This window comes from Corynebacterium sp. HMSC036D02, assembly GCF_001836165.1.
In the GTDB taxonomy this organism is placed as follows: Bacteria; Actinomycetota; Actinomycetes; order Mycobacteriales; family Mycobacteriaceae; genus Corynebacterium.
In genome coordinates, this window is the sequence record NZ_KV827706.1 from 43,047 (window position 1) to 68,847 (window position 25,801).

Annotated in this window: 22 protein-coding genes; 16 read left to right on the forward strand and 6 right to left on the reverse strand. The window is 60.1% G+C overall.

Translation table 11 applies throughout. The features are described 5' to 3' along the window. Window positions 1-231: 231 nt before the first annotated feature. Entirely contained in the window at window positions 232-2,265 is a 2,034-nt protein-coding gene (sucB, locus tag HMPREF2743_RS10995) for a 2-oxoglutarate dehydrogenase, E2 component, dihydrolipoamide succinyltransferase (RefSeq protein ID WP_083321638.1), read from the reverse strand. 148 nt (window positions 2,266-2,413) lie between these two features. Here sucB and HMPREF2743_RS11000 point away from each other — a divergent pair, with 148 nt between their 5' ends. After that, complete coding sequence (locus tag HMPREF2743_RS11000) at window positions 2,414-2,821, forward strand: oxidoreductase (protein ID WP_070818807.1); 408 nt, start codon at window positions 2,414-2,416, stop codon at window positions 2,819-2,821. 20 nt (window positions 2,822-2,841) lie between these two features. Here the strand turns inward: HMPREF2743_RS11000 and HMPREF2743_RS11005 are convergent, their stop codons facing one another. After that, a complete protein-coding gene (locus HMPREF2743_RS11005) occupies window positions 2,842-3,384 on the reverse strand; it encodes an isochorismatase family protein (RefSeq protein ID WP_070818808.1) in 543 nt (180 codons plus the stop codon). Window positions 3,385-3,412: 28 nt separating this feature from the next. Here HMPREF2743_RS11005 and HMPREF2743_RS11010 point away from each other — a divergent pair, with 28 nt between their 5' ends. Then, on the forward strand, window positions 3,413-4,687 hold the full coding sequence (locus HMPREF2743_RS11010) for a glutaminase (protein WP_070818809.1): 1,275 nt from the start codon (window positions 3,413-3,415) through the stop codon (window positions 4,685-4,687). A gap of 48 nt (window positions 4,688-4,735) precedes the next feature. Here the strand turns inward: HMPREF2743_RS11010 and HMPREF2743_RS11015 are convergent, their stop codons facing one another. Then, window positions 4,736-6,235: a leucyl aminopeptidase gene (locus HMPREF2743_RS11015; protein ID WP_070818810.1), complete on the reverse strand. Its 1,500-nt coding sequence runs from the start codon at window positions 6,233-6,235 to the stop codon at window positions 4,736-4,738. 177 nt (window positions 6,236-6,412) lie between these two features. On the opposite strand from HMPREF2743_RS11015, the gene HMPREF2743_RS11020 reads away from it, so the two are divergent. Next, entirely contained in the window at window positions 6,413-7,516 is a 1,104-nt protein-coding gene (locus HMPREF2743_RS11020; RefSeq protein WP_070526626.1) for a branched-chain amino acid aminotransferase, read from the forward strand. Between the two features lie 9 nt (window positions 7,517-7,525). Here HMPREF2743_RS11020 and HMPREF2743_RS11025 read toward each other — a convergent pair whose 3' ends face one another. Together HMPREF2743_RS11025 and HMPREF2743_RS11030 are read right to left on the reverse strand one after the other, a co-directional pair. Then, a complete protein-coding gene (locus HMPREF2743_RS11025) occupies window positions 7,526-8,443 on the reverse strand; it encodes a nicotinate-nucleotide--dimethylbenzimidazole phosphoribosyltransferase (RefSeq protein WP_070818811.1) in 918 nt (305 codons plus the stop codon). Window positions 8,444-8,455: 12 nt separating this feature from the next. Then, entirely contained in the window at window positions 8,456-9,148 is a 693-nt protein-coding gene (locus HMPREF2743_RS11030) for a DUF3043 domain-containing protein (RefSeq protein ID WP_070818812.1), read from the reverse strand. Between the two features lie 181 nt (window positions 9,149-9,329). On the opposite strand from HMPREF2743_RS11030, the gene HMPREF2743_RS11035 reads away from it, so the two are divergent. Continuing rightward, window positions 9,330-9,674, forward strand: a complete 345-nt coding sequence (locus HMPREF2743_RS11035; RefSeq protein ID WP_070526632.1) for a HesB/IscA family protein — start codon at window positions 9,330-9,332, stop codon at window positions 9,672-9,674. 70 nt (window positions 9,675-9,744) lie between these two features. On the opposite strand, the gene asnB is transcribed toward HMPREF2743_RS11035, so the two are convergent. Beyond that, window positions 9,745-11,667 carry an asparagine synthase (glutamine-hydrolyzing) gene (gene asnB, locus HMPREF2743_RS11040; RefSeq protein ID WP_070818813.1) on the reverse strand — a complete coding sequence of 641 codons (1,923 nt, stop codon included), beginning with the start codon at window positions 11,665-11,667 and terminating at the stop codon, window positions 9,745-9,747. 354 nt (window positions 11,668-12,021) lie between these two features. Between asnB and HMPREF2743_RS11045 the strand changes: the two genes are divergently transcribed. The 12 genes from HMPREF2743_RS11045 (at window position 12,022) to HMPREF2743_RS11100 (ending at window position 25,787) form a co-directional block, all read left to right on the forward strand. After that, complete coding sequence (locus HMPREF2743_RS11045) at window positions 12,022-13,101, forward strand: aa3-type cytochrome oxidase subunit II (protein WP_070526638.1); 1,080 nt, start codon at window positions 12,022-12,024, stop codon at window positions 13,099-13,101. A 19-nt stretch (window positions 13,102-13,120) separates the two neighbouring features. Then, window positions 13,121-13,552, forward strand: coding sequence for an aa3-type cytochrome oxidase subunit IV (locus HMPREF2743_RS11050; RefSeq protein WP_070526641.1), 432 nt, complete (start codon window positions 13,121-13,123; stop codon window positions 13,550-13,552). Window positions 13,553-14,136: 584 nt separating this feature from the next. Continuing rightward, complete coding sequence (locus HMPREF2743_RS11055; protein WP_198531141.1) at window positions 14,137-14,721, forward strand: aa3-type cytochrome oxidase subunit III; 585 nt, start codon at window positions 14,137-14,139, stop codon at window positions 14,719-14,721. A 67-nt stretch (window positions 14,722-14,788) separates the two neighbouring features. Then, window positions 14,789-15,676, forward strand: coding sequence for a cytochrome bc1 complex diheme cytochrome c subunit (locus tag HMPREF2743_RS11060; RefSeq protein WP_029159009.1), 888 nt, complete (start codon window positions 14,789-14,791; stop codon window positions 15,674-15,676). Further along, window positions 15,673-16,893 (forward strand): cytochrome bc1 complex Rieske iron-sulfur subunit, encoded by a 1,221-nt coding sequence (locus HMPREF2743_RS11065; protein ID WP_070526647.1) that lies wholly within the window; start codon window positions 15,673-15,675, stop codon window positions 16,891-16,893. Before HMPREF2743_RS11060 ends, HMPREF2743_RS11065 begins: the two co-directional genes overlap by 4 nt. Then, entirely contained in the window at window positions 16,893-18,515 is a 1,623-nt protein-coding gene (locus tag HMPREF2743_RS11070) for a cytochrome bc1 complex cytochrome b subunit (protein WP_070526650.1), read from the forward strand. The genes HMPREF2743_RS11065 and HMPREF2743_RS11070 overlap by 1 nt, the downstream gene beginning before the upstream one ends. 1,281 nt (window positions 18,516-19,796) lie before the next feature. Further along, a complete protein-coding gene (locus tag HMPREF2743_RS11075; protein ID WP_070818858.1) occupies window positions 19,797-20,426 on the forward strand; it encodes a C40 family peptidase in 630 nt (209 codons plus the stop codon). Between the two features lie 158 nt (window positions 20,427-20,584). Then, window positions 20,585-21,661 carry a C40 family peptidase gene (locus HMPREF2743_RS11080; RefSeq protein ID WP_070526654.1) on the forward strand — a complete coding sequence of 359 codons (1,077 nt, stop codon included), beginning with the start codon at window positions 20,585-20,587 and terminating at the stop codon, window positions 21,659-21,661. 3 nt (window positions 21,662-21,664) lie between these two features. Then, on the forward strand, window positions 21,665-22,828 hold the full coding sequence (locus HMPREF2743_RS11085; protein WP_070526657.1) for a glycosyltransferase family 4 protein: 1,164 nt from the start codon (window positions 21,665-21,667) through the stop codon (window positions 22,826-22,828). Then, entirely contained in the window at window positions 22,821-23,777 is a 957-nt protein-coding gene (locus tag HMPREF2743_RS11090; RefSeq protein ID WP_070526662.1) for an ROK family protein, read from the forward strand. The genes HMPREF2743_RS11085 and HMPREF2743_RS11090 overlap by 8 nt, the downstream gene beginning before the upstream one ends. A 66-nt stretch (window positions 23,778-23,843) precedes the next feature. Beyond that, entirely contained in the window at window positions 23,844-24,590 is a 747-nt protein-coding gene (locus HMPREF2743_RS11095) for a lysophospholipid acyltransferase family protein (protein WP_070526665.1), read from the forward strand. Between the two features lie 72 nt (window positions 24,591-24,662). After that, the gene (locus tag HMPREF2743_RS11100) at window positions 24,663-25,787 is read left to right on the forward strand and encodes a hypothetical protein (protein ID WP_246824501.1); all 1,125 of its coding nucleotides are present in this window, start codon (window positions 24,663-24,665) and stop codon (window positions 25,785-25,787) included. Window positions 25,788-25,801 lie beyond the last annotated feature (14 nt).

Below are 25,801 nucleotides of genomic sequence, written 5' to 3' on the forward strand. Positions count from 1 at the left end.
GTCAGGTCTTGGTGGCAAGACGTTTAAAGAAAACGCGCCTACCTGCCAAAGTTGGCGCAGATCTCTGAAAACCGTGCAATAGTTTTGGTAGATAGGGCAGTTGCGGCGCCACTGAGCGATGTCACCGAGCTGTGTTTGCGGGGTGGAGGAAAGCCGGGTGGAAAACGACGAAGCTCCCCCGCCACAGTGGCGGGGGAGCAGGCCTCTTAAGACTTGGAGTCTTGTTAAGCCTTAGAGGTCAAGGTCGGCTTCGAAATCTGCGGTTTCGAGGCGGTCCTTGATGGTCGTGACGAAGCGACCAGCGTCGGCACCGTCGACCACCTGGTGGTCGTAGGTGAACGGCAGGTAGCACATCTGGCGGATGGCGATGGCGTCCTGGCCATCCTCGGTGACGACAACCGCGCGCTTGGTGATAGCGGCGGTGCCCAGGATGCCAGCCTGCGGCGGAACCAGAATCGGGGTATCCAGCAGGGCGCCCTCGGAGCCGATGTTGGTCACGGTGAAGGTTGCGCCGGTCAGATCGTTCGGCTTGAGCTTGTTGTTGCGTGCCTTGTCAGCCAGCTCGGCGATCTTCTGGGCAATCTCCGGCAGCGTCAGCTCCTGTGCCTTGTGGATGACCGGGGTCAGCAGACCACGCGGAGTATCCACGGCGATGGCCACGTTGACATCAGCGTGGTAGGTCATCTCCTTGGTCTCCGGGTTGTAGGACGCGTTGACGTTCGGGTGGGAGACCAGAGCCTCAACAGTTGCCTTCACGATGAACGGCAGGAAGGAGAGGTTGGCCTCGTACTTATCAATGAACGCCTGCTTGGACTGCTTGCGCATATCCCAGATGGCGGTCATATCGACTTCCTGGACGTGGGTCAGCTGAGCGGAGATCTGGAGGGCCTCAACCATCTTGGACGCCGTGATCTCGCGGATACGGTTGACCTTTTGGGTGGTGCCGATGAGCTCCTGCTTCTCCGGATCCACGGACTTGGTGGACCAGCGAGCACGCGGGTTGCTGGAGGATGCACTAGCGGAGGAAGCCGGAGCTTCACCCTCGCCAGCAGCGGCCAAGACGTCCTGCTTGCGGATGCGGCCGCCTACGCCAGTGCCAGAGACAGTGGAGAGGTCCACGCCGTGCTTCTCAGCCAGCTTGCGCACCAGCGGGGTGACGTACGGAACGTTATCGCCGTTATTGACCTTGGTGGAAGTCTCGGATGCCTTCGGCTCGGAGGACTGGGAAGCAGCAGGCTTCTTCTCCTCTGCCTTCGGCTCTTCCTTCTTTTCTTCTGCCTTCGGCTCTGCCTTTTCTTCCTTGGCGGCAGGCTTCTCGGAGGCTGCGGCGGAGCCGTCGCCAATGCGGGCGATGACGGCGCCGACGTCAACGGTGTCGTCTTCTTCGGCGAGGATTTCAACGAGGGTGCCGGCGACCGGGGACGGGATTTCGGTGTCGACCTTGTCGGTGGAGACCTCGAGGAGTGGTTCGTCGACCTCAACGGTGTCGCCGACGGACTTCAGCCACTGGGTGATGGTGCCTTCGGTGACGGACTCACCAAGCTCCGGCATCTCCACGTCGGTGGCATCACCAGAAGCGGCCGGCTTGTCCTCTGCCTTCGGCTCTTCCTTCTTCTCCTCGGCCTTGGGCTCTTCCTTCTTTTCTTCCTTGGCGGCAGGCTTCTCGGAGGCTGCGGCGGAGCCGTCGCCTACGCGGGCGATGACGGCGCCGACGTCGACGGTGTCATCTTCCTCGGCGAGGATTTCAACGAGGGTGCCGGCGACCGGGGACGGGATTTCGGTGTCGACCTTGTCGGTGGAGACCTCGAGGAGTGGTTCGTCGACCTCAACGGTGTCGCCGACGGACTTCAGCCACTGGGTGATGGTGCCTTCGGTGACGGACTCACCAAGCTCCGGCATCTCCACGTCGGTGGCGTCACCAGAAGCAGCGGGAGCCGCAGACTCGGCGTCCTCAGCAGGCTTGTCCGGGGTCTCGGCAGCCTTCTCAGAAGAGTCCTCCGACTCCTCGGCAGCTGGTGCGGACTCGCCCTCATCACCGATGATCGCGATGACCTCGCCCACGTCTACGGTGTCATCTTCCTCAGCCTTGATTTCGAGGATGGTGCCGGCGACCGGGGAGGGGATTTCGGTGTCGACCTTGTCGGTGGAGACCTCGAGCAAAGGTTCGTCGACCTCAACGGTGTCACCGACGGACTTCAGCCACTGGGTAATCGTGCCTTCGGTTACAGATTCGCCCAGTTCGGGCATCACAACAGAGTGTGCCATAAGTATTAAGACTCCTCGAAAGTTGGAATTTTTGAAACGCTAGTGATTGATTCTACAGCGTGTTTATAAAAGGCGCGCATGGGTGGGGTTAATTGGGGCATCCTCCGCGTGAAGTGGCTGAAGGTGGCCTCCGGTAGGCTAAAGAGCCATGTTCAACCCCTTCCGCCGCAATAGCTCTAAGTCCCAACTGCGCCCACCCCGCGCACCGGGGGAGACCATTCGCGCTGAAGATGCGCAGGAGCTTCAAGCCTGGGCTCAGGGGCGGGCCTATATTGAGGCATTTGTGGAGCCGGAGACCGTGGTCAACGAGATGTCGGTCGTCGTGGTTGATGAAAGCGGCGCCTTCATCCGCCGCCGCATCGGCGGGCCTAAGGGGATTGACGCGGTGGCGAAGCTTCTAGGCTGCGATGTCTATGACGTCGAAGAGACCGGTTACCCGCAGCGCATGCGCGAGCGCATCGAGCGAGAGCGCATTCTGCGCAAGCGGGAGGAACAGCGCGAGCGCCGCGAACGTTTTGAGCAGCGCCAGCAGCAAAACCAACAGGGCGATAGCTAAACAGCCACAACCCCTGTTGCTTATTCGCTAACGATGGTGGCGCCTGCCTTGGCCAGTTCCTCCAGGGCGGCGGCGCCGCGGGACTCGTCGACGGGCGCGCAATAGTCTGCCAGAACCCGCACGGTGAAGCCTTCCTTCAGGGCGTCGGCAGCCGTCGCGCGCACGCAGTGATCGGTGGCAATGCCAACGATGTCCACGGCGGTGACGTTGTGCTCCCGCAACCAGTCCGCTAAGGAAACTCCATCGGCCGCGCCCTCGAAGCCCGAGTAGGCGGCGGTGTATTCGCCCTTCTTGAAGTAGGCCTGGGCGGGCGCGATGGCCTCGTGCATGGCGGCGCCGAAAGAATCAGCCACGCAGTGCGTGGGCCAGGTATCAACGAAGTCGGGATTCGCAGAGAAATGTGTGCCCGGGTCGATATGCCAATCCTGTGTCGCTACGACCGTGTCATAGGACGTCTGTAGCGCACCGATGCGCTCAGCAACCTCGTTACCACGTTCAGTGCCGAGGGCTCCGCCGGGGCAAAAATCATGTTGGACATCGACAATGATGAGTGCAGGTGTCATACGCGGCAATTCTATACCCTGGGAAGCGATGAAAACACCGATTCCTTTTTATCTACAGAAGATTCTTGATGGCGTACACGATCACGATTCCGGTGAAGTAGCGGACTACATCCCGGAACTGGCCAGTGCGAACCCAAATCAGTTGGGGGTTGCGCTGTGCTCAGTAACGGGCCACCTTTATAGCGCCGGTGACGCGGAAAGCCGCTTCACCATCCAGTCCATCTCAAAACCATTTGTGTATGCTCTCGCGCTGAGTGAGCTGGGGCTTGACGCGGTGCGTGACGTCGTCGGCCTCGAGCCCTCCGGGCAGGCTTTCAACGAGCTTTCGCTGGCCAAAGACCACCGCCCAGTGAATCCGATGATCAACGCTGGTGCCATTGTGGTCAACCAGCTCATCAACGGCGTGGATTCCACCGTGGAAGATCGCGTGGAAAAGATTCGTTCCTTCATCTCCAAGCTGGCGGGGCGCGAGGTGGACGTCGACAAGCGCCTGTGTGACTCCGAACTGGAGCACGCCGAGCGTAACCTCTCCCTCGCCCACATGCTGCGCTCCTATGGCATCATTCAGGACGATGCCCACGACGCAGTGCTGTCCTATACCTCGCAGTGCGCGCTGTCGGTCGACGTGCGCGACCTCGCCGTCATGACCGCCACCTTGGCCAATGGTGGGCGCCAGCCGGTGACGGGGGAGAAGATTCTGGACGCCGATGTGTGCCGCATGACCTTGGCGGTAATGAGTTCCTGTGGCATGTATGACGGCGCTGGGCGCTGGATGACTGAAGTGGGAATCCCCGCTAAGTCGGGTGTATCCGGCGGTCTCATCGGCACGCTGCCGGGCCAGATCGGTGTGGCGACGTTCTCGCCGCGCCTCGATGAGCAGGGAAATAGCGTGCGCGGCACCGCAATCTTCCGCGAGCTGTCCTCCGATATGGGCCTGCACCTGATGTCCACGGAGAACCGCTTCGGTGTGCACCCCGTGCGCAGCGTTGACGAAGACGATGACACGGCGATCATCCGCCTGCAGGGTCACATCAACTTCACCGCAACAGAAGCCATCCTCCACGAGCTGGAGGAGCGCCAGTTCTCCGGCAAGCGCCTGGCCCTGGACTTCTCCCAGGTCTCTGGGTTGCACAAAGTGGGCCGGCGCATGCTCAAGGAAGGCCTGCGCCGGCTGCGAGAGGGTGGCAACGAGGTGGCGCTTGTCGACGACCACGGGGTCGTCACCGACCGCGCTATGTCCGACGGCACCGTCCTCCCGCTGGCTGACAAGGAGGACTACGTTATCGCCGGCGAAGAGGTGTGAGCGGCCTAAAGCCGCTCACACGAGGGGGCGACTTGAAGACGCTCTGATTTAGGCTTCGGAAATCTCGCGCAGCGCTGCCACCACGGTGCGCACCGGCACACCGGTGGCGCGCTTCGGGGTGTAGCCGCGCGGGGCGGAACCATTCCAGGAGGGGCCGGCGATATCGATGTGGGCCCACTCGATGCCCTCGCCCACGAACTGCTTGAGGTAGGTACCAGCGAACTCCATGCCGCCCTCGCGCTTAGCGTTGATGTTGCGGATATCCGCGGCCTGGGACTTGATCTCCTCGTCGTGCTCTTCCAGCAGCGGCATGGCCCAGGCGTTCTCGCCGACCTCGCGGCCGATTTCGGCGAGGCGATCGCGGAAGACCTCGGAGCCCATGATGCCGGAGGTACGCGAACCCAGTGCCACAATCTGTGCGCCGGTAAGCGTAGCGGTTTCGATGAGGTAATCCGGCTTGTCCTCGCTGGCGCGGGCGATGGCATCCGACAGTACGAGGCGGCCCTCAGCGTCGGTGTTGAGCACCTCGGAGGTCAGGCCACCGTAGTGGGTAATGACATCGCCCGGGCGGGTGGCACCAGAGCCCGGCATGTTCTCAGCCAGCGGCAGGGTAGCGGTGATCCGAACCGGCAGCTTCAGCTTGGCTGCAGCGATGATGGTGGCCGCCATGGCAGCGGAGCCGCCCATATCCGAAATCATGTCCCACATGCCATTGCCCGGCTTCAAGGAAATACCGCCGGTATCGAAGGTAATGCCCTTACCCACGAGAGCCACGTGCTTCTTGGCCTTCTTGGGCTTCCAGCTCAGGCGCACCAAGCGCGGCGGGCGAGCAGAGCCCTTGCCCACGGCAAGGATGCCGCCGAAGCCCTGCTTCTTAAGCTGCTTTTCATCGAGAACCTCGACGTCCAATCCAGCTTCCTTCGCCTCACCGGAAAGGAACGCGGCGTAGGACTCCGGGTAAAGCTCGTTCGCCGGGGTGTTCACCAGGTCGCGGGCGATCAAGACAGACTCAGCCACGATGCGGGCAGCCTCGAATTCTTCGGAAACAGACTTATCAGCCACCACGATGAAGGTGGACGGTTGCTCCTTCTCCGTGAGCTCGGTGGAGCGGATACCGCGGTAGGCATAGCCGCCGAGGATGAGGCCCTCAACGGCGGCCGTAACGCCGAAGTCCGCCAGGGTGGTCACGATGGTGCCCACGCCCGCGGTGGCGCGAGCGGCGCTGCCAGCGGCGCGGCGCAAAGCTTCATCGTCGAGCGCTTCAACGTCACCCAAGCCCAACGCGATGACCTGCGCAGCACCTGCCTTCTGTGGGGCGGGAACCTTCACGATCTCCCCGGCCTTACCCGTCGCGCCCACCGCAGCGAGAGCCTCGTACGTAGAGCGCAGCGCGGAAGAACCAAGCAGAGAGGTGCCCGGAACCTCGAGCCCCTCCTCACCAGCAAAGGTAGCAATGAGCAGGGCGTCTGCCTGCTTGGGGGCCTTCTTGGTCAGCTCAACGGTGGGGAAAGAGCCGCGTGCGGGCAGTTCGAACGTGGAAGAAGCCACGATGTCCTCCTTGAGAAAAATGATAATGGGATACTCCTCACACCCTACCCGTGTCCATGACGTGGAACGCGCAAGGACTATTCATCCATAGGTTGATTGCTTCACAACTTCTCCATGAGTTAGTTCGTTGGGGCATTTCTGCACTTCTATAGGTGCCTGGGGAGTACGCTGTGATGCATGTTGAATTACACCGTGACGCGAACTGAAAATCCCACCTCCCCGGAACGCCTGCAGGAGATTCTGGCGAATCCGGGCTTTGGTAAGTACTTCACCGACCACATGGTGACGATTGACTGGACCGAGGACAAGGGTTGGCACGACGCGCAGGTGCGCCCCTACGCGCCGTTCAGCATGGATCCGGCCTCCACTGTCTTCCACTACGGCCAGGCCATCTTCGAGGGCATCAAGGCCTACCGCCAGCCCGACGGCAGCATCGCCACCTTCCGCCCAGAGCAGAACGCGCAGCGTCTGCAGGCTTCTGCTGAGCGCATGGCAATGCCGCAGCTGCCAGAAGAGGAGTTCATCGAATCCCTGCGCCAGCTTGTCGACGTCGACCAGGCCTGGGTCCCCGAAGCCGGCGGCGAGGCAGCTCTGTACTTCCGCCCCTTCATGATCGCTACTGATGTCTCCCTGGGCGTGCACCCGGCGCACTCCTATCGCTATGTTGTTATCGCCTCCCCGGCAGGCGCGTACTTCACCGGCGGCATCAAGCCGGTGTCCGTCTGGCTGTCCACCGACTACGTCCGCGCTGCTCCCGGCGGCACGGGCGCGGCCAAGTTTGCCGGTAACTATGCAGCCTCCCTTCTCGCCCAGGCGCAGGCAGCGGAAAAGGGCTGCGACCAGGTGGTGTGGCTGGACGCCATCGACCGCACTTACATCGAGGAAATGGGAGGCATGAACCTGGCCTTCGTCTATGGCGAAGAGGGCAACCAAACCCTGGTGACCCCAGCGCTGTCGGGTTCTCTGCTGCCGGGCATTACCCGCGCCTCGCTTCTGCAGGTTGCTGAGGACATGGGTCTGAAGGTGGAAGAACGCCGCATCACCTATAAGGAGTGGGAGCAGGACGTTGCCTCCGGCGCGATGGTGGAGGCCTTCGCCTGCGGTACCGCGGCCGTTATTACCCCGGTGGGTCACGTCATGGGCAACGAGACCGACTTCCACATCAACAACGATGAGGCCGGTGCCACGACGATGGCTCTGCGCGAGCGCCTCACCGGCATCCAGCGTGGGTCCGTGGAGGATACCCACGGCTGGCTACACACGCTGGTTGAAGCGAAATAAGTAAGCTGTCTAGGCGAGCTCGGCGGCCAGCTGCACCAGCGGCAAGGCCGCGAGCGCGCCGAGAGGGAAACCTTCACTCAGGTTTAAATCAAGCAGTGGGCTAAGGCCCAGCTCCTTGAGTGCGAGGGCATAAGCCGGATCGGGGGTCGTACTGCCAGCGCGCAGCCAGCCCTTCACGCCGGGCGCGGTGCGCTCGGCCAAGACGGCAGCGGTGGCGGCCACGGGGCCGTCGATAAGCACCGGCGTACGCCGCGCCGTGGCCTGCGCGATGAAACCCACTAACGCTGCGAGAGCCGGGGAACCGATGGTCTGCACGACCTCCCAGCCCTCTAGGTTGCGGGCGCGGAACATGGAGTCACGCACAACGCTCACGCGGGCCTTCCACTGCGCATCCGTGATACCGCTGGCGAGCGTATTCGTCCCCACGATCGCTACAGGTTCGGTGTGGGTGATCCGGCCCATAACACTGGTGGCAACGGTCTCCGTGCCGATGTCACAAGCGGACGCGATGAGCAGGTCGGCGCCGGAATCGATCTCCCGATCTGCCGTGGTCATGCCTAGGCTTACGAAGGAGTCGCACTCCGCAGGGGACATGGCGGTAGTGCTGCCGCACGGCTCAGAGTTTTCGGAGCCGCTGCTGGTGCACTCGACGAAGTCGATGCCCGCCCCCGCCCGCTGTGCAGCGCTGAGGAGATTATCGCGCCACTGTTCCTCATCAGCGGGGGAGTGCCGCGTGATACCCACGCCGTCAACAGTGCGTTCAGCGCTGGGGCGGGCGCTTTCAAAGACGACGGCCCGGGGCCGCTCAAGCGCTGTGGCCTGCGAAGAATCCTGCGCTGCCGCCAGCCATGCAGCAATCTCTGCCATGCGGTTTGGTTGTGCTGCGGTTGAAGGGCGCAGCTGGGGAACGGCGGTGAATTCAGGCATGTGTCCTCCGGCCTAGACGGTGGCCCCGCGCTCCACCTGCGGACGCGGCGTGCGCCACTTGCGTGGCTGGGAGGCGCGGGAGTACGCGTAGAACCCTAGACCAAAACCGGCCTCGGTGGTGCCGGGGAACTTCAGGCGCACGGCGTTGTTGCACTTGCGCGCGAGCCAGAAGCCCTCGACAGCGAAGACCACGATGACCGCCATCGCGCCGATCGAGATGATCTGGGACAGACGCGGGTCCCGGGTGCTGACGAACATGAGCACCAGCAGCACGATGGCAAAGGGCATGACCCACTCGTTAATGAAGCGGTGGGAATCTACCCAATCGCGCACGTAGCGGCGGACATCGCCCTTATCGCGGGCGAGGAGGTAGCGCTCGTCGCCCGCGGCCATGCGTTCCTGTGCCACCTTGTTGCGCTCGCGGGACTCTTGGCGCTCCTTGCGCTTGTATTCCTTCCACTCTGCCTTAGACATGGAAGCTTTGAGTTCCTTGCGGTGCTGGTAGCGCTGCGCCTCCGACATTCCTCGGGGATCTCGCTTAACACCGCGGGCGATTTCTTGCGCATCGCGCTTGGGTGTGGGGCGGCCCTTCGGCGGCGTGTAGCCCTTGCGGTGCGGTTTCTCGGCGGCGGGTTGCTCTTCCGGCGCCGGGGTGTGCTCGGCGGGGGAAGAAGTCTTGTCATCTTTTTGCCACGGAAGTTTCACGCTGTTTAGCGTACAAGGTCGCGCGGACATAACGGGAATAGGCCCGCGGGAGATGGCGTTGTGGTGAGGGAACAGGGCGCCAGTGAACCACTAGTGAACTGTGAGGCATCCTTTCTTCCTCTTGTATGAGGGGGTAGGGTGGGCTCCAGAAAAAATTCCGTAAACATAATGAGGAGAAATCATGACCGCTCCCGCGTCTGCAACCGGAGTTATCCTGACCGAGGCCGCTGCGGCTAAGGCAAAGTCCCTGCTTGATCAGGAAGGCCGAGATGATCTGTCACTGCGCATCGCCGTTCAGCCGGGCGGCTGCGCGGGTCTGCGCTACCAGCTCTACTTCGATGACCGCACCCTGGATGGTGACAAGGTAGACACCATTGGTGGAGTCAATCTCGTTGTGGACAAGATGTCCATCCCGTACCTCACCGGTGCCAAGATCGACTTCTCCGACACTATTGAGGCCCAGGGCTTTACCATTGATAACCCCAATGCTGGCGGATCCTGCGCTTGTGGTGACTCCTTCAATTAAAGTCACATAGACGATATACCGAAGCCCTCGCCGTGTGGCGAGGGCTTCGCTTTTTTATTCTTTATCCTTATTAGAGCTTCACGGGGTAGTCGCGCTGCTCAATCTTCGGGTCGATGCGCTCCTCCACGAAGATGCCATGCCAAATCATGAAGGACAGCACCGTCCACAGGCGGCGGGAGTGATCGGAGATTCCGTCACGGTGCTCCTTGAGCATCTCCAGAACTTCCTTCTTGTTGAAGATGTCCTCGGTCTGGGACTCCGTGATCTGATCCTGGGCCCAACCGTAAAGCTCATCGCCGGCCAACCAGTGGCGCATGGGAACCGGGAAGCCCAGTTTCTTGCGGTGCAGTACGTGCGGCGGGACAATCTGCTCCATGGCTTTGCGCAGCGCGTACTTGGTGGTGCCGTGCGAAATCTTGAGGTCATAGGGGATAGTTTCCGCGACCTTGAACACTTCCTTGTCAAGGAAAGGAACGCGCAGCTCTAGGGAGTTGGCCATGTTCATCTTGTCGGCCTTGACCAGAATATCGCCGCGCATCCACGTAAACAGGTCGAGGTGCTGCATGCGGGCTACCGGGTCAAAGTCCTGGGACTGCGTATAAATCGGCGCGGTGACCTCGCGGTGGTCCCACTCCGGCTTAGCCCACGGGAGCACCCGCTGGAGCTGCTCGAAGTTGAAGGAACGAGCGTTGCCGTAATAGCGCTCCTCCATGGTCATGGAGCCGCGGTTGAGCAGGGACTTGCCCTTCATACCTTCGGGGAGGACCTGCGAGAGCTTGCCCAAGCCACGGCGCAGCGGGGAGGGGATCTTCTCGAACGGGGCTAGCGAGAGTGGCTCCTTATAAATGGTGTAGCCGCCAAAGAGCTCGTCCGCACCTTCACCGGAGAGCACTACCTTGACGTGCTTACGGGCTTCCTGGGCCACGAAGTACAGCGGAACGAGGGAGGGATCCGCGACGGGGTTGTCCAGGTACCACATGATCTTCGGTACAGCCTCGGCGTATTCCTCGGGGGAGACGATCTTGACGATGTGCTCTACACCGATGGCTGCGGCGGACTCGGCGGCTACGTCTACCTCGGAGTAGCCTTCGCGCTCGAAGCCAGTGGTGAAGGTGAGGAGGTCCGGGTTGTGCCGCTTGGCCAAGGCTGCGATGGCGGTGGAGTCGATGCCGCCCGAGAGAAAGGAGCCGACGGTCACATCGGCACGCATGTGCTTCTCGACGCTATCCTCCAACGCCCGGGCAATCTTATCGAAGGGCTTCTGCTCCTCGCCTTGCTTCACTGGCTGAATGGGGAAGCGGGGCTTGAAGTAGCGCTCAGATACAACTTTTTCGCCAGGGCGAAGTGTAACGGTGCAGCCAGACTCGACGCGGCGAATATTGGCGTGGAGGGACTCCGGCTCAGGCACGTACTGCAAGTCCACGTAGTGCTCGATGGCGCGCCTATCAAGGCTGAGGTCTAGACCCAGCGAATCGGCCATCGAGAGGATGCACTTCATTTCAGAGGCAAAAACGGCGCCGGCGTCGGTGGTGGCGTAGTAGAGGGGCTTGATGCCGAACTGGTCGCGCGCGGCAAACATCGTCCGAGTTTCGGTATCCCAGATGACGAAGCCGAACATGCCGCGCAGGTGCTCGACAACGTCCTTGCCCCAATGGTGGTAGCCGACGACGATGGGCTCGCCATCGCCTTCAGTATTGAAGGTGTAGCCAGCTGCGCTGAGCTCTTCGCGCAGCTCCACGTAGTTATAAATCTCGCCATTGAAGGTGAGGGCATAGCGCTCGGGGTTGTCCTCGGGGCCCCAGCGAAGCGGCTGGTTCGAGTGCTCTAAATCAATAATGGATAGACGGTTAAAGCCGAAGGCTGCATCCTCGTCATGCCAGGTGCCGGCAGCGTCGGGGCCGCGGTGGCGCATGCACTGGAGGGATTGCTCGAGGGCCTCCAGGTGCTGGGTGGCATTGCGATCGGCGCTCAGTAGCGCGCAGAGTCCGCACATAAACTTGCTTCTCCTTATATATCAAGCTTCATCTTTGACACACTTTACGGCCGGATCCGGAGGATCTGCGAACCCCGCGCCGCGCTCCCCGTTAGGGTGCGAACTTTCGGATGATGCACAGCTGTACGCTCTGTGAATTGGGTCATAGCGGGTAGGGGGAGGGTGGGGTAGTCGGTGTGACCTTGTGCAGGTGGGCCGGTAACATCCCGTACGTTCACTATTTATAGAGCGGGGCCAGCGTCTAATCAGTCCAGCGAAAAGGTCTGAAATTCAGGCAGGATCCTCTATCCTGATTGGGTAGGAATGCTCTGTGAGTATTCGAGAAGTTTGTGTGCACAGAAAGGCAGAACACACGTGGGACAGCGTAAGCAACGCAACCTCGGCCGTAAGGCGGGCCTAGCGGGCGTCATCGCTCTGGGCGGTCTAGCTCTGGCAGGTTGTGACGTCGCAGCACCGACGGCCGTTGAGAACCTCCTTGGCATGGGTTGGCCGAAGGGTGTGACCCCTGAGGCGACCTCGATGTACAACTTCTGGATCTGGGTCTGGGTTGCTGCATGGATTATCGGTTTCATTATGTGGGGTCTGTTCCTCACCGCTATCTTCCGCTGGAGTGCGAAGAAGGCTGAGAAGGCTGGCAAGGGCGAGTTCCCGAAGCAGCTGCAGTACAACGTGCCGCTGGAGATGGCTCTGACCATCATTCCGATTCTCATCATCATGGGTCTGTTCTTCTTCACGGTTCAGGCACAGCAGAAGGTGACGGCGTTGGATAAGAACCCTGAAGTTACCGTCGACGTCACGGCTTTCCAGTGGAATTGGAAGTTCGGCTACGCCGAGAACAAGGTTGATGGCGAGAACTACGATGGTGCCGATGCTGAGCGCCAAAAGCTCGCTGAGGAATCTTCCATGGATCCGGAGGGCACTGAGAACCCGAACCCGATCCACGGTAAGTCCATGGGTGACATCTCTTACCTCAACTTCAACAAGATTGAGACCGTCGGTACCACCGAAGAGGTTCCGGTCCTGGTTCTGCCGGTAGACACCCCGATTGAGTTCCGCCTCGCCTCCGGCGATGTTTCCCACTCCTTCTGGGTTCCGGAGTTCCTGTTTAAGCGCGATGCCTACGCACACCCGGAGAACAACTCTCAGGAGCGTCGCTTCCAGGTAGAGAAGATTGAGGAAAAGGGCGCCTTCGTTGGTCGCTGTGCTGAGATGTGCGGTACTTACCACGCCATGATGAACTTTGAGATTCGCGTCGTTGACCGCGCAGACTTCAACGAGTACCTCAAGTTCCGTGAGGAGAACCCGCAGGCAACCAACGCCGAGGCTCTCGAGCACATCGGTGAAGAGCCCTACGCAGTTACCACCGCTCCGTTCAACTCTCTGCGCGACACCCGCGATGCCGACAACTTCGTCGACACCGCTGAGGCGGCATAAGAAAAGGAACTGATAGAAAATGCGTGCAACATCTAAGGTCTTCTATTCCATCGCGACCTACCTCTTCGTGTCGCTCATCGTCTACACCATTGGCGTTAATTACGTCAAGGATGATGGCTACATGTACGGCACCGAGTGGGTTGGCATCGTGGGTATGGTCCTCGCAATGCTTCTCTGCCTCATGTTGGGTGGCTACCTGCACTTCACCGAAAACCGCTCCGACATCGTACCGGAAGATTGGGAAGAGGCGGAGACTGAAGACGCAGCCGGTATCCTCGGCTTCTTCTCTCCGAGCTCCATCTGGCCACTGTGCATGACTGGCTCCATTGCGGTGCTGGGTCTTGGCATCATCTACCTCTACTTCTGGATGATCATCCTGGGCGCAGTCCTGCTCGTCACCTCCGTGACTGGCCTGTCCCTGCAGTATGGCCTTCCGAAGGAAAAGCACTAAAGCTTAACCCTTTCCCCGCGCTTTCTAGCGTCACGACTTCTCACGCCCCCGCCACGCATCGTGGCGGGGGCGTTGTCGTTGATAAGACTGCGTCGTACAGTGTTGTGGAAAGTTCCCAAAATTGGCGAAAGAATTTCGCTGCGGGTGGAACGCTGGGGGAGTGGGCGACTGTCGAAAGCGTGTAACTGTAGGTCTGTGCCTAGAGTTCCAGCACGTTAACGGCCATTTTTACGGGGGTCAACCGAAAGTTGCAGTCCTGCGCTTTCGCCGACGGGGGCGGGTGTGATTTATCTCATTAGCGTTGGTCTGCCCGGAATTGAACTGCGGGGAAAACGTACCGATTCTTGCCCTGTTGCTGGCTTCGCAACAATCGTTGCCAAGTCTCACTACCTGCAGGGATGGGGCGTCGTAAAGCGTGCTAAAAAGTTCCCGGCTATTTCCTGGAAGACCTATGGTCCGCACCCAGGGTTAAAACTGTGAAGGTCTAGGTCGTAACCTCCAAAAGATCGGGGGGAAATGAGATGACTTATGCGGCTGGACCAGCCATACTGTTATGCGTGACGAGCGTAGTTTCTAACCAAGGTATGGCAGCACCACGTGTTGCCGCGCTGAACCGACCCAACATGGTCAGCGTCGGCACCATCGTGTTCCTGTCTCAGGAATTGATGTTCTTTGCTGGACTGTTCGCGATGTGGTTCACCTCGCGTGCGAACGGCCAGGAGGGTGACTGGGCAGAGCACACGGCGCACATCAACGTGCCCATGGGCTTCCTCATTACGAGTGTCCTGGTTCTTTCCTCCGTGACCTCTCAGTTCGGCGTGTTTGCAGCAGAAAGGGGTGACGTTTACAAGCTCCGACTCTGGTACTCGGTAACCATCGCGTTGGGTGTTGTCTTCTTGGGCATCATGGCGTTCGAGTGGACAGAGTTGATCATGGCTGGTGTCACTGTTCAGTCCAGCGTGTTCGGTTCGGTCTTCTACATCCTGACCGGCTTCCACGCGGCCCACGTGACTGCGGGTCTGATTTCCTTCGGAATCATCTTGGCGCGCATTGCGCGCTCCAAGTTCACGCCTGCACAGGCCACCGCGGCAATGGCAGTGTCTTACTACTGGCACTTCGTTGACGTTGTGTGGATCGGCGTGTTCGTAGTCATCTACCTAGTTCAGTAGGTCGTAGTCGCCGGAGAATATCCGGCCTACAGTCATTCATCTCCATGTACGAGTTATCTAAAGGAAAATGATGGATAACATCCAGCAGCCCGCCGCAGTGGAAGACACCACTGCCGCGGCTAAGAAGACCCGCCGTCGCCGCAAGGCGAAGCGCACGCTTGCTGGCGTCTTTGCACTGAGCATCGGGCTTACCGGCGCAGGTGTCTTGGCTTCCGCCCTGACCCCTGATGCACAGGTGGCCACCGCCGCAAAGGATGACCAGGCACTCGTCCAAGAGGGCAAGGACATCTACGAAGTCGCTTGTATCACCTGCCACGGTGCGAACCTGCAGGGTATCCAGGACCGCGGTCCTTCCCTCGTTGGTATTGGCGCCGGCTCCGTGTACTTCCAGGTTCACTCCGGCCGTATGCCGATGATGTCTAACGACGCTCAGGCGGAGCGCAAGACTCCGCGCTACACCGAGCAGCAGACCCTGGCGCTTGCCGCCTACGTCGCTGCCAACGGTGGCGGTGCCGACATCGTCTACGACGAGGATGGCTCCGTTGCGCAGGAGTCCCTGCGCGGCGCTAACTACAACGGTCAGATCCAGGCAGAGGACGTAGCAAAAGGCTCCGAGCTCTTCCGTATGAACTGCGCCTCCTGCCACAACTTCACCGGTAGGGGAGGCGCCCTTTCCTCTGGTAAGTTCGCTCCGCCGCTAGACCCCGCCAACGAGCAGGAGATCTACCAGGCGATGCTGACCGGTCCGCAGAACATGCCTAAGTTCTCTGACCGTCAGCTGACCGCAGATGAGAAGAAGGACATCATCGCCTACCTCAAGTCTGCGAAGGAAACCCCGTCTCCGGCTGGTTGGTCGCTCGGCGGCCTCGGTCCGGTGGCTGAGGGCCTGGCAATGTGGATTATCGGCATCAGCCTTCTGTGCGTTGCCGCTATGTGGATTGGATCTCGCTCATGAGCAACGTAAAGAAGAATTACTCTCGTAAAGAGCTCGATGCTATGAGCAACGACGAGCTCGCAGCGCTCGGTACCGAGCTGGATGATGTCACCGTTGCCTTCCGCAAGGAGCGCTTCCCAGTCGAGGGAGACCCCGCTGAGAAGCGCGCTGCCGGCAATGTCACCTTCTGGCTTATCATCTCCGTCCTGATGGGTATCGCTTTCCTTGGCGTGTACCTCTTCTGGCCGTGGGAGTACAAGATGCTGGGTGAGGATGGCCTGTGGTGGCATACCCTTTACACCCCGCTGCTTGGCCTGACCTCTGGTCTGTGCATCCTGGGCCTGGGCTTCGCCATTGTCCAGTACGTCAAGAAGATTCTCCCCGAGGAGATTTCCGTTCAGCGTCGCCACGATGGTCCTTCCGAAGAGGTTGACCGTCGCACGCTGACCGCACTCCTCAACGACTCCTGGACCACTTCGACTCTGGGTCGTCGTAAGACCATCATGGGTCTGCTCGGCGGTGCTGGCGTTCTCTTCGGCCTTACTGTCATTGCTCCGCTCGGCGGCGCTATCAACAACCCGTGGAAGAAGCGCCACGACTTGGACTACACCGGTGACGGCACACTGTGGACCTCCGGTTGGACCATGCACGAGAAGGGCGTCAAGCTCTACCTCGCACGCGACACCGGTACCATCGCTGAGAAGCACGAGGGTGAGTCCGGCTCTCACTACACCACGCGCGGTGTTACCCGCCTGGTGCGTGTGCGTCCGGAGGATCTCGCTGCCGGTGGTATGGAGACCGTCTTCCCGTTGGCTGCTGAGGACGTCAACGATGGTGCTGAGTACTCCGAGGATAAGGATGTCTACACCAACCACATGCACTCCATCCATGGCAACCGTAACGCCGTGATGCTCATCCGCCTGCGCAACGATGATGCCAAGAAGGCCATCGAGCGCAAGGGTCAGGAAGACTTCCACTACGGCGATTACTACGCCTACTCCAAGATTTGTACCCACATTGGTTGCCCGACCTCGCTGTACGAGGCTCAGACCAACCGCATTCTTTGCCCGTGCCACCAGTCGCAGTTCGATGCACTGCACTACGGCAAGCCGGTCTTCGGCCCGGCCGCTCGTGCGCTGCCGCAGCTGCCGATTGACGTAGACGAAGAGGGCTACCTCATTGCAAAGGGCAACTTCATCGAGCCCGTCGGACCTGCATTCTGGGAGCGTAAGTCATAATGAGTAACAAACTTGCACAGATGGGTAACAACATGGACGAGCGGTACTCCGCTGCCGGCGTCCTGCGTACCCAGCTCAACAAAGTCTTTCCCACTCACTGGTCCTTCATGCTCGGTGAGATGGCACTGTACAGCTTCATCATCTTGGTGCTGACCGGCATCTACTTGGCGCTGTTCTTCGATCCTTCCATCACGAAGGTCATCTATGACGGCGGCTACACTCCGCTGAACGGCGTCGAGATGTCCCGTGCTTATGCAACGGCGCTGGATATTTCCTTTGAGGTGCGCGGTGGCCTCTTCGTCCGCCAGATGCACCACTGGGCAGCACTCATGTTCATGATGTCCATGATTGCCCACATGCTGCGCATCTTCTTCACCGGTGCGTTCCGCCGCCCGCGTGAGGCTAACTGGATTATCGGTTGCGCTCTGATCCTTCTGGGCATGGTCGAGGGCTTCCTCGGTTACTCCCTCCCGGACGACCTGCTCTCCGGTGTTGGTCTGCGAATCATGTCCGCCATCATCCTGGGTCTGCCGATCATCGGTACCTGGCTGCACTGGGCCATCTTCGGTGGCGACTTCCCGTCCGACCTGATGCTGGACCGCTTCTACATCCTGCACGTGCTGGTTATCCCGGGCATCATCCTGGGCCTCATCGCAGCTCACCTCATCATGGTCTGGTTCCAGAAGCACACCCAGTTCCCTGGACCGGGTCGCGCTGAGAACAACGTTGTCGGTGTTCGCATTATGCCGGTCTTCGCTACGAAGGCCATCGGCATGGGCATGATGGTTGCCGGCGTGCTGGCACTCATCTCTGGTCTGATGACGATTAACGCCATTTGGAACCTTGGCCCGTACAACCCGTCCCAGGTCTCCGCTGGTTCCCAGCCGGATATTTACATGCTGTGGACTGATGGTGTTGCTCGTGTCATGCCGGCATGGGAGCTCTACATCGGCAATTACACCATTCCGTCTGCCTTCTGGGTTGCACTGCTCTGTGGTCTGATGGTTGTCCTGCTCTTCGCCTACCCCTTCATTGAGAAGAAGCTGACTGGCGACGACGCTCACCACAACCTCCTGCAGCGCCCGCGTGACGTTCCGGTTCGCTCCGCTATCGGTGCGGCTGCCATCGTCTTCTTCCTGCTGGTAACGCTGTCTGGTGGTAACGACCACGTGGCACACTTCTTCCAAATCTCGCTGAATGCGATGACCTGGGTTGGCCGTATCGGTCTGATTGTCCTGCCGCCGATTGCATACTTTATGACCTACCGCATTTGTGTTGGTCTGCAGCGCTCCGACCGTGAGGTGCTGGAGCACGGTATTGAGACCGGCGTCATCAAGCAGCTGCCGAATGGTGCCTTCATCGAGGTTCACCAGCCGCTCGGTCCGGTCGATGACCATGGCCATCCGATTCCGCTCGAGTACGCTGGCGCCCAGGTTCCGAAGCAGCTTAACCAGCTTGGTCTGGCTGATTCCGAGACGCAGGGTATCTTCTCCACCGATGACCCGGCTATCGTGTCCCGCGTCAACGAGATTCGCCACGAGAACCACGCTGAGGAGACGGAGATGTTCCGTCAGCTCAACGAGGCTAACCGTCGCGAGGACGAGGAGAATGGCCGCATTTAGCGCCTTCACTCACTGAAACACGCTCACAGAGCCCGTACCGCCTTCCATGTACTAGGGAGGGGGTACGGGCTTTCAGCGTTTATTTGTATGAGGCGTATTAAGTGAAGTCCCGGTCAGCCTTTGGCTGACCGGTCACGACGGGCTCTTGCGGTCTTCCGCTTGCTTCGCTTCCTAAGCAGTGATCTCCATGGGGTAAGTGGGTAGGGGCCCTTCTGTCCGTGCATGAGCGGCGCGGATAAAGGGCAATCTATATATAGAGCAATGAGTTTCGTCCACTCGATGGACGGGATGCTTTCTCATTTTTTGCCCCTTATGCGGGCCCCTGATGCGTGCTAATAGGGCTAGAGGGTGCTTAAGCCCCTTTCTAATTGAAGATCTGTTCTTTCGGTGAGACCGGTGCGCTAGTTGGAGTTCCCGGCGTTGGTAGGAAGAGATTCAAGGGAAGAGGCGGGGCCTATTACTGAGACAAGCGGTAAGTTCCAGAATTCATGATTCCCTTAGGTTTCGAGCGTCCTTAGTAGTTGAATTCAAGCGGATTGCTCGGTCCCGTGGCCGGAATCGCTGCGATGAGTGTCGTGCGTGATTGAACAGTGCGCTTTTCGAGCTTCTCTCTTTATATGTATGGCTATTGTTGCATCGCCGTTGTTCGCGAGTGCTGAAAGGCGGAATGCGTGCGGTGCTGGGAGAGGGATTTCTTTCAACGGTCCGTGCTGTTTGAGGCTCGGATGGGAGTTGGTAGTGGGTCAAATGGGGCTTTTGTTAAAGCCCATTACGGCGGTGTGACGAAGGTTACATCACTAGTTTTGTGAAGCTTTCCCGTTGACGTATTGTGTCAATGGTCTAGCGATCGTGGCGCGCCCCTGAGGCGCTGATGTCGCTGCTCAGGCCATGCTTCCGACGATAGTTATTGTGCACTGGAGTGAAAAAATTCCACACTATGTCGTTTAGGTTGCCATTTGATAACAGGACGGTAACGGGGTTGGTTTTGCGTTTCTGACTCGACATCGCTTGTGATGGTTTCGTAACCTATTCGAGACATTGAGTTACCGACACGGTGTACACATCACCGGTGCTCAATACGAACTGAAGATTTAAGCGCCGCGTCTGGCCCCTCCTAAAAATTCGGGGGCCGAGTGGAGATGGCTCTACAGGAATGGGTCATCGTCGAACGCTAGGCCCGTCCCTTGGGTCAGAGCTTTTTCCGCGTTGCGAAGGCAAATGCAAGGTTTTCCTTCTTTGGCGGAGAAAGTAGGCGCGCAGGAAGATTTGGAGTTTAAATTCGTGGCTAAGCACCGTCGTCAGGGCAACCTAAACACCCGTCGCATTGCATCCACCGCTGCTATTGCAGCAACCGCAGCAGTTGTTACCCCGGCAGCTGCCAACGCCGCCGAGGTTGTTGTTCCGAACACCGACATCCGCTTCGAGGTTGCCGGCCTGGAGAACGTTCCGAGCATCCAGCAGCTGCCGAACGTTGACCGCTACATCCCGGCTTTCAGGGCTAACCAGGGTGGCGGCTACGCCGCTGCTGTTGAGACCCCGGCCGCCGCAGCCCCGGCACCGTCCCAGTCTGTGGGCGAGAAGGTGCTCGCAGCCGCTCGTTCCGCAATCGGTTCCCCGTACGTCTACGGTGCCAATGGTCCGAGCGCCTTCGATTGCTCTGGCCTGACCTCCTGGGCCTACCAGCAGGCTGGTGTGTCCATCCCGCGTACCTCTCAGGCGCAGGCTTCCGCAGGTACCCCGGTGTCCCTCGATGCACTGCAGCCGGGTGACATCATCGTGTACTACTCCGGAGCATCCCACGTCGGTATCTACACCGGCAACGGCACCATCATTGACGCTCTGAACTCCGGCACCCCGGTGGCTGAGCGCTCCCTGCACTACATGCCGATTCACTCCGCAGTTCGCTTCTAAGCGCGCTCGGTAATCGTCTTAACCCCTTCCGCTGCTCTTGCCATGTTGATGGTGAGGGTAGGGAAGGGGTTCGGCTATTCTTGTAACCGCTATGTTTTTGCTCGGCTGTGGGTATAATTCAGTCAGCTATTAACCTTCTCTAAGTTTCGGGGGTATCTATGTCGCGTCGTGGCCTTGTGTGTGCGGTCGCTGCACTTGCCTTGAGCCCAGCTCCAGTTGTCGTCCTTTCACCATCGGCTGTGTCCCAGGAGGTTTCTCCTGAGCAGCAGCAGGAAAGCACCTCGCAAGCGCAGGATCCTGAAGACCTCCCCGGCCTCATTGAGCGTATGGCGGACGTCGCCCAGCGCGTGTCTGCCAAGGGCGAAGAGGTCAAGGGACTTGAGGACGAGCTCGCCGAGTCGGAGAAGAGCATTGAAGAGCTGGACCGCAAGGCCGAGGAGGCACACCGTAGTTCCGAAGACGCTTCCGCGGCGGTAGCTGCGCAGCAGGAACGCATCGATGCGCTCGCGCAAAAGCGTTATCGCAGGAATGCTGCATCGACCTCGGTCTCGGCTGCTCTTAACGCCAACGATGTTGCCAGCGCGGTCGAGCGCATGGGCTACCTGGGCGCTTTGTCCAAGGCCGCGAAACGTGAAGAAGATGCGATGGTAGCTGCTTCTGCCGCCGCCGATGATGCGCACCAGGAAGCTGTCGATGCTGCCGAGGAAGCACGCCGCAAGCGTGATGAATTGCAGGACCAGCGGGATACTGTTCTGAAGGAAAAGGCCGAGCTGGAGGAACAACAGAAGGAACTAGAAGCCACCATCGATGGCCTCAGCCCTGAAGCCCGAGAGGCGTGGGTCCAGCACTTCGGTGGGTCTTCCGATCTTGACCTAGCCGCGTTGGCTGATGGATCGGGCTCCGCCGCCGTCGAAGCCGCTCTCACCCGCATCGGCGCTCCCTATGGATGGGGCGCTACTGGTCCCGATACCTTTGATTGTTCGGGTCTTATGGTGTGGAGCTACCAGCAGATGGGCAAGAGCATTCCGCGCACCTCGCAGGCGCAGCTTGCCGGTGGCACCCCAGTGCCGATGGATCAGCTGCAGCCAGGGGACATCGTGGGCTACTATCCCGGCGTCACCCACGTGGGAATGTACATCGGTGATGGCCAAGTGGTTCACGCCTCCACCTACGGCGTGCCCGTCGCCGTGGTGCCGCTTAATTCCATGCCCGTCCAAGGCGCTGTTCGATACTAGGTCATGGCGCGCACCCTCCTCGTCACCAATGACTTCCCGCCCACCATTGGCGGGATCCAGTCCTATCTTCGAGATTTTCTGGCTACCCTCACCCCACGGGAAGTCGTGGTCTTCGCCTCGACCCAAGATACGGATGCTGCCGCGGAGTATGACGCGACGCTGCCCTATACCGTGGTCCGCTGGCCACGCAGCATCATGTTGCCGACGCCCGCCACGGCACGTCGCATGCAGCAACTCATTCGTGAGCACCACATTGAGACGGTCTGGTTTGGCGCTGCAGCTCCGCTGGCTCTCATGGCGCCGTCCGCGCGTGCGGCTGGGGCGCGCCGCATTGTCGCAACGACACACGGGCATGAGGTGGGGTGGTCCATGCTTCCCGTGGCGCGGCAAGCCTTGCGCAGGATCGGTCAGAACGCCGATGTCATCACGTATATCTCTGAATACACACGCAACAGGCTCGAGCCCGCGTTCGGCACGCGTACTCAGTGGGTGCACCTGCCCTCAGCGGTCAACCTGGAGGATTTCACCCCGGCTACCTCGGAGGAGAAACAAGTAGCACGGGAGCACTTCGGGCTAGGCCCAGGTCCGGTCATCGTCTGCATCTCCCGCCTGGTCCCGCGGAAGGGCCAAGACCAGCTGTTGCGCGCGATGCCGGAGGTGCGCGCGCGAATCCCCGACGCCCAGTTGCTCATCATCGGGCGCGGTCGCTATGAGGTGACTGTGCGTGAGCTTGCACGCCTGTACTGCCCGGACGCAGTGGTGCAGGAAGCGCGGGATACGGCGGAATTGCGGATGGCGCTCCACGCAGCCGACGTGTTTGCCATGCCGGCGCGCACTCGGGGTGGCGGCCTTGACGTCGAAGGTCTGGGAATCGTCTACCTAGAGGCGCAGGCGGCGGGCCTGCCAGTAGTTGCGGGGGATTCCGGCGGTGCGCCGGAGACGGTAACGCCGGAGACGGGCATTGTTGTGCGCGGTTCCTCGGTGCCGGAGCTTGAGCAGGCGTTGCGGACGCTGCTTGGCGACGTCCCCGGCGCCCACCGTATGGGGGAAGCTGGGCGTCGCCACGTGGAAGAGCATTGGACGTGGGAGATTATGGGCGCACGATTGCGTGAAGTTCTTGAATGTGATCGTGGGCAGGCCGCGGTATATCCTACTAGTCATGCTTGAACTCACTCCCTCCGCTGAAGGCGGCCACGCTGGCCTCACCATCGGGTTCGATATCGGTGGAACCAACCTGCGTGCTGCGGTGATTGATCCCTCCGGAGAGATTGTGGATTCGCTGAGTGTCCCCACCGCCACGGATGCGCAAACACTCGAAGATGACATCGTGCGCTGCGTAGACACCCTGGCCGCATCCCATGACATTGAGGCCGTGGGGCTTGCCCTCGCAGGCTTTTTGGATCCCGAGTGTGAAGTCGTTCGTTTCGCACCGCATTTGCCGTGGCGTGATGCCCCAGTACGCGAGATCCTTAGTAACCGTGTGGACGTTCCGGTTCGCCTAGAACATGATGCTAACTCGGCTGCTTGGGGGGAATGGCGCTTCGGTGCTGGACGCGGCGCGAAGGACTGGGTCTTTTTTGCCGTGGGAACCGGCATTGGTGCCACGCTTTTTACGGACGGCACAATCTACCGCGGAGCTTTCGGTACCGCACCAGAGTTTGGGCACCTTGTCGTGTCACCGGGTGGGCGCCTGTGCTCCTGCGGCAAGCGTGGTTGCCTCGAGCGTTACGCCTCCGGCACCGCATTGCCTGATACCTGTGCGGATTTGCGTGGTGACTATGACACCGCCCTACCACTCAACCCCTCCGGCGAGGAAATCACCGCTGCGGCTCGGCAGGGTGACCCACTGGGATTGGCCGTCATGGAGAACTTCGGCCAGTGGCTCGGACAGGGACTGTCCATGGTGGCGGATGTGCTCGATCCAGAGCTGATTGTGATCGGCGGTGGGGTGTCCCAGGACGCGGATCTTTACCTGGATCGGGCGCGGGAATCCATGGCTAGCCAGATTGTCGGGGCCGGTCACAGGCCTCTGGCCCGAGTCGCAACCGCGAAGTTGGGTTCGGCGGCAGGTATGATCGGAGTCGCTGATCTCGCCCGCCAGGAGCACCGAGGTTAACACCGCACATTTTTCTTTCACCGGGCAGCACCGCCTGTTCGGCACATACAGATAGGACTATAAGCGATGCGAAACAAGTGGTACTGGGCCTTTAAGCACATCTTTTTCGGCCCAGCCCTTCGAGTGTGGAACCGCCCATGGTCCGAAGGAATGGATCGCATCCCGGAATCCGGCTCGGCTATCTTGGCCTCCTCCCACCAAGCGGTGATGGATTCTTTCTACTTCCCGCTTCTGTGCCCGCGGCAGATTACCTTCTTGGCAAAGAGCGAGTATTTCACCACCCCGGGCTTCGTCGGCAGCTTGCAAAAGTGGTTCTTTAGTTCGGTGGGGCAGGTGCCGATTGACCGCGTCAACAAGGATGCCAGTGACGCGATGCTAGCGAGCGCGGAGCGCATTATCGGCCGCGGCGATCTTTTTGGCATCTACCCGGAAGGAACTCGCTCGCCTGATGGACGTATCTACAAGGGGCGCACCGGCATGGCGCGCATCGCGCTGACTACGGGTGAGAAGGTCATTCCCATCGCCATGATCAATACCCGGAAGGCCAATCCAATCGGCTCGTGGATTCCGCGCCCCGTTCGCGTCGGCATGCGCGTGGGAGAACCCATCGACCCCCGAGCATGGGCCGCTGAGCGCAACCTCGACCCGCAGGATCACGCCACCGCTCGTGACTTTACGGATTACGTGATGAAGCAACTCTCGGAGTTGACGGGCGAACCTTATGTCGACGTCTACGCTTCTGATGTCAAGGCTTCCCTGCAAGCCGGACACGGCTACCCGGAAGGGGCCGAGCCCGGTTCGGAGGCGCGGTAGTCAGTGACTTCCTCCCCGAAACAGCGATTAGCTTGGCCCGATGTAGCAAAGGGGATCTCCATCCTGGGCGTCGTGCTGCTGCACATCACGCTCACGGTTCCGGAATCCAAGGACACGTGGCTGGCTGCCTTTAACGTGTGGCTGGACCCCTTGCGCTTGCCTTTGTTCTTTTTGGTGAGCGGCTTCTTCGCACAAAAGGTGTTTCGCTTCAGCTTTGCCGAGCTTTTCACCCGCCGCCTGTGGTACTTCCTAGTGCCTTATGTCGTGTGGATGCTCGTGGAGCTGCAGACTAAGCGCGTGGAATACCACTGGGTATTCGGGGACCCTATTTTCGATGTTGATCAGATGGCCGCAAGCCTCCTAGTGGGGCATTCCATGGCCTGGTTCCTGCATGCGCTGATTCTGTTCAATATCTTCCTCTGGTGCGTACGCAAGCTGCCCGGGTGGGCAGCGATGGCGCTGAGCTTTACCCCGATTCTGTTCATCGCTTGGCAGGCGCAGTACACCTCGATTGCAAAAGCCATCATGTTCCTCCCGGTATTCGTTGGTGCTGCCTATTTTCGGGATGCCATTGCCGCATTCGCCGCCGCCATCGAGGCACCGTTTAAGGGAACATGGGATCACCGTAGCTTCTGGGCATATTCCGGGATGACCGTGGCCTATGCCATCGGATTTTCCATCCGCCGCGCGTGGGATAACTACGCAGGGGAAGTCGATGTCACCTGGCTGCTACCTGGCGCGGAGGCACTGGTGCGGGATGACGTTCACATCCTCGTCCGCATGGTAGAGCAGTTCTTCGAGGTTCCGGTAGGAATCGCGGTGGCGGTAGCAGTGTCTTATATTCCGGTCTTGTCTACTGGTTTGCGTTTTATCGGTTCGCACACGCTGCCCATCTACCTGGGGCACCCCATCGGCCTGACGGTTCTTTATGGCTACCCCATGGCGCTCCACCCGCGGGAGGTCACCCTGGCGGGTCAATGGCCACTGGAAAACACCTGGTTCTGGCTCAGCATGTGCGTGCTTTATTGCGCTGTTGCGTCCTTGGCCCTATGGGCCCTAGGCAAGGTACCTGTCTTAGGCTGGACGCTGACCCCGCCGGCGATCGGTGCCAGTCGGCGGAAGAAGGAACCTTCCTCCGCGGGCGTGAGCTTGAGCAAGCAGCTCAACGCAACGAGGAATACGACAAGCAAGAAGTAGTCATTGCCCGGAAT

Excerpts from the sequence above, each read along its gene's own strand:
- sucB (WP_083321638.1), bottom strand. The coding sequence starts at position 2,265 with ATGGCACACTCTGTTGTGATGCCCGAACTGGGCGAATCTGTAACCGAA.
- HMPREF2743_RS11000 (WP_070818807.1), top strand. The coding sequence starts at position 2,414 with ATGTTCAACCCCTTCCGCCGCAATAGCTCTAAGTCCCAACTGCGCCCA.
- HMPREF2743_RS11005 (WP_070818808.1), bottom strand. The coding sequence starts at position 3,384 with ATGACACCTGCACTCATCATTGTCGATGTCCAACATGATTTTTGCCCC.
- HMPREF2743_RS11010 (WP_070818809.1), top strand. The coding sequence starts at position 3,413 with ATGAAAACACCGATTCCTTTTTATCTACAGAAGATTCTTGATGGCGTA.
- HMPREF2743_RS11020 (WP_070526626.1), top strand. The coding sequence starts at position 6,413 with ATGTTGAATTACACCGTGACGCGAACTGAAAATCCCACCTCCCCGGAA.
- HMPREF2743_RS11025 (WP_070818811.1), bottom strand. The coding sequence starts at position 8,443 with ATGCCTGAATTCACCGCCGTTCCCCAGCTGCGCCCTTCAACCGCAGCA.
- HMPREF2743_RS11035 (WP_070526632.1), top strand. The coding sequence starts at position 9,330 with ATGACCGCTCCCGCGTCTGCAACCGGAGTTATCCTGACCGAGGCCGCT.
- asnB (WP_070818813.1), bottom strand. The coding sequence starts at position 11,667 with ATGTGCGGACTCTGCGCGCTACTGAGCGCCGATCGCAATGCCACCCAG.
- HMPREF2743_RS11050 (WP_070526641.1), top strand. The coding sequence starts at position 13,121 with ATGCGTGCAACATCTAAGGTCTTCTATTCCATCGCGACCTACCTCTTC.
- HMPREF2743_RS11055 (WP_198531141.1), top strand. The coding sequence starts at position 14,137 with ATGGCAGCACCACGTGTTGCCGCGCTGAACCGACCCAACATGGTCAGC.
- HMPREF2743_RS11060 (WP_029159009.1), top strand. The coding sequence starts at position 14,789 with ATGATGGATAACATCCAGCAGCCCGCCGCAGTGGAAGACACCACTGCC.
- HMPREF2743_RS11065 (WP_070526647.1), top strand. The coding sequence starts at position 15,673 with ATGAGCAACGTAAAGAAGAATTACTCTCGTAAAGAGCTCGATGCTATG.
- HMPREF2743_RS11070 (WP_070526650.1), top strand. The coding sequence starts at position 16,893 with ATGAGTAACAAACTTGCACAGATGGGTAACAACATGGACGAGCGGTAC.
- HMPREF2743_RS11080 (WP_070526654.1), top strand. The coding sequence starts at position 20,585 with ATGTCGCGTCGTGGCCTTGTGTGTGCGGTCGCTGCACTTGCCTTGAGC.
- HMPREF2743_RS11085 (WP_070526657.1), top strand. The coding sequence starts at position 21,665 with ATGGCGCGCACCCTCCTCGTCACCAATGACTTCCCGCCCACCATTGGC.
- HMPREF2743_RS11090 (WP_070526662.1), top strand. The coding sequence starts at position 22,821 with ATGCTTGAACTCACTCCCTCCGCTGAAGGCGGCCACGCTGGCCTCACC.
- HMPREF2743_RS11095 (WP_070526665.1), top strand. The coding sequence starts at position 23,844 with ATGCGAAACAAGTGGTACTGGGCCTTTAAGCACATCTTTTTCGGCCCA.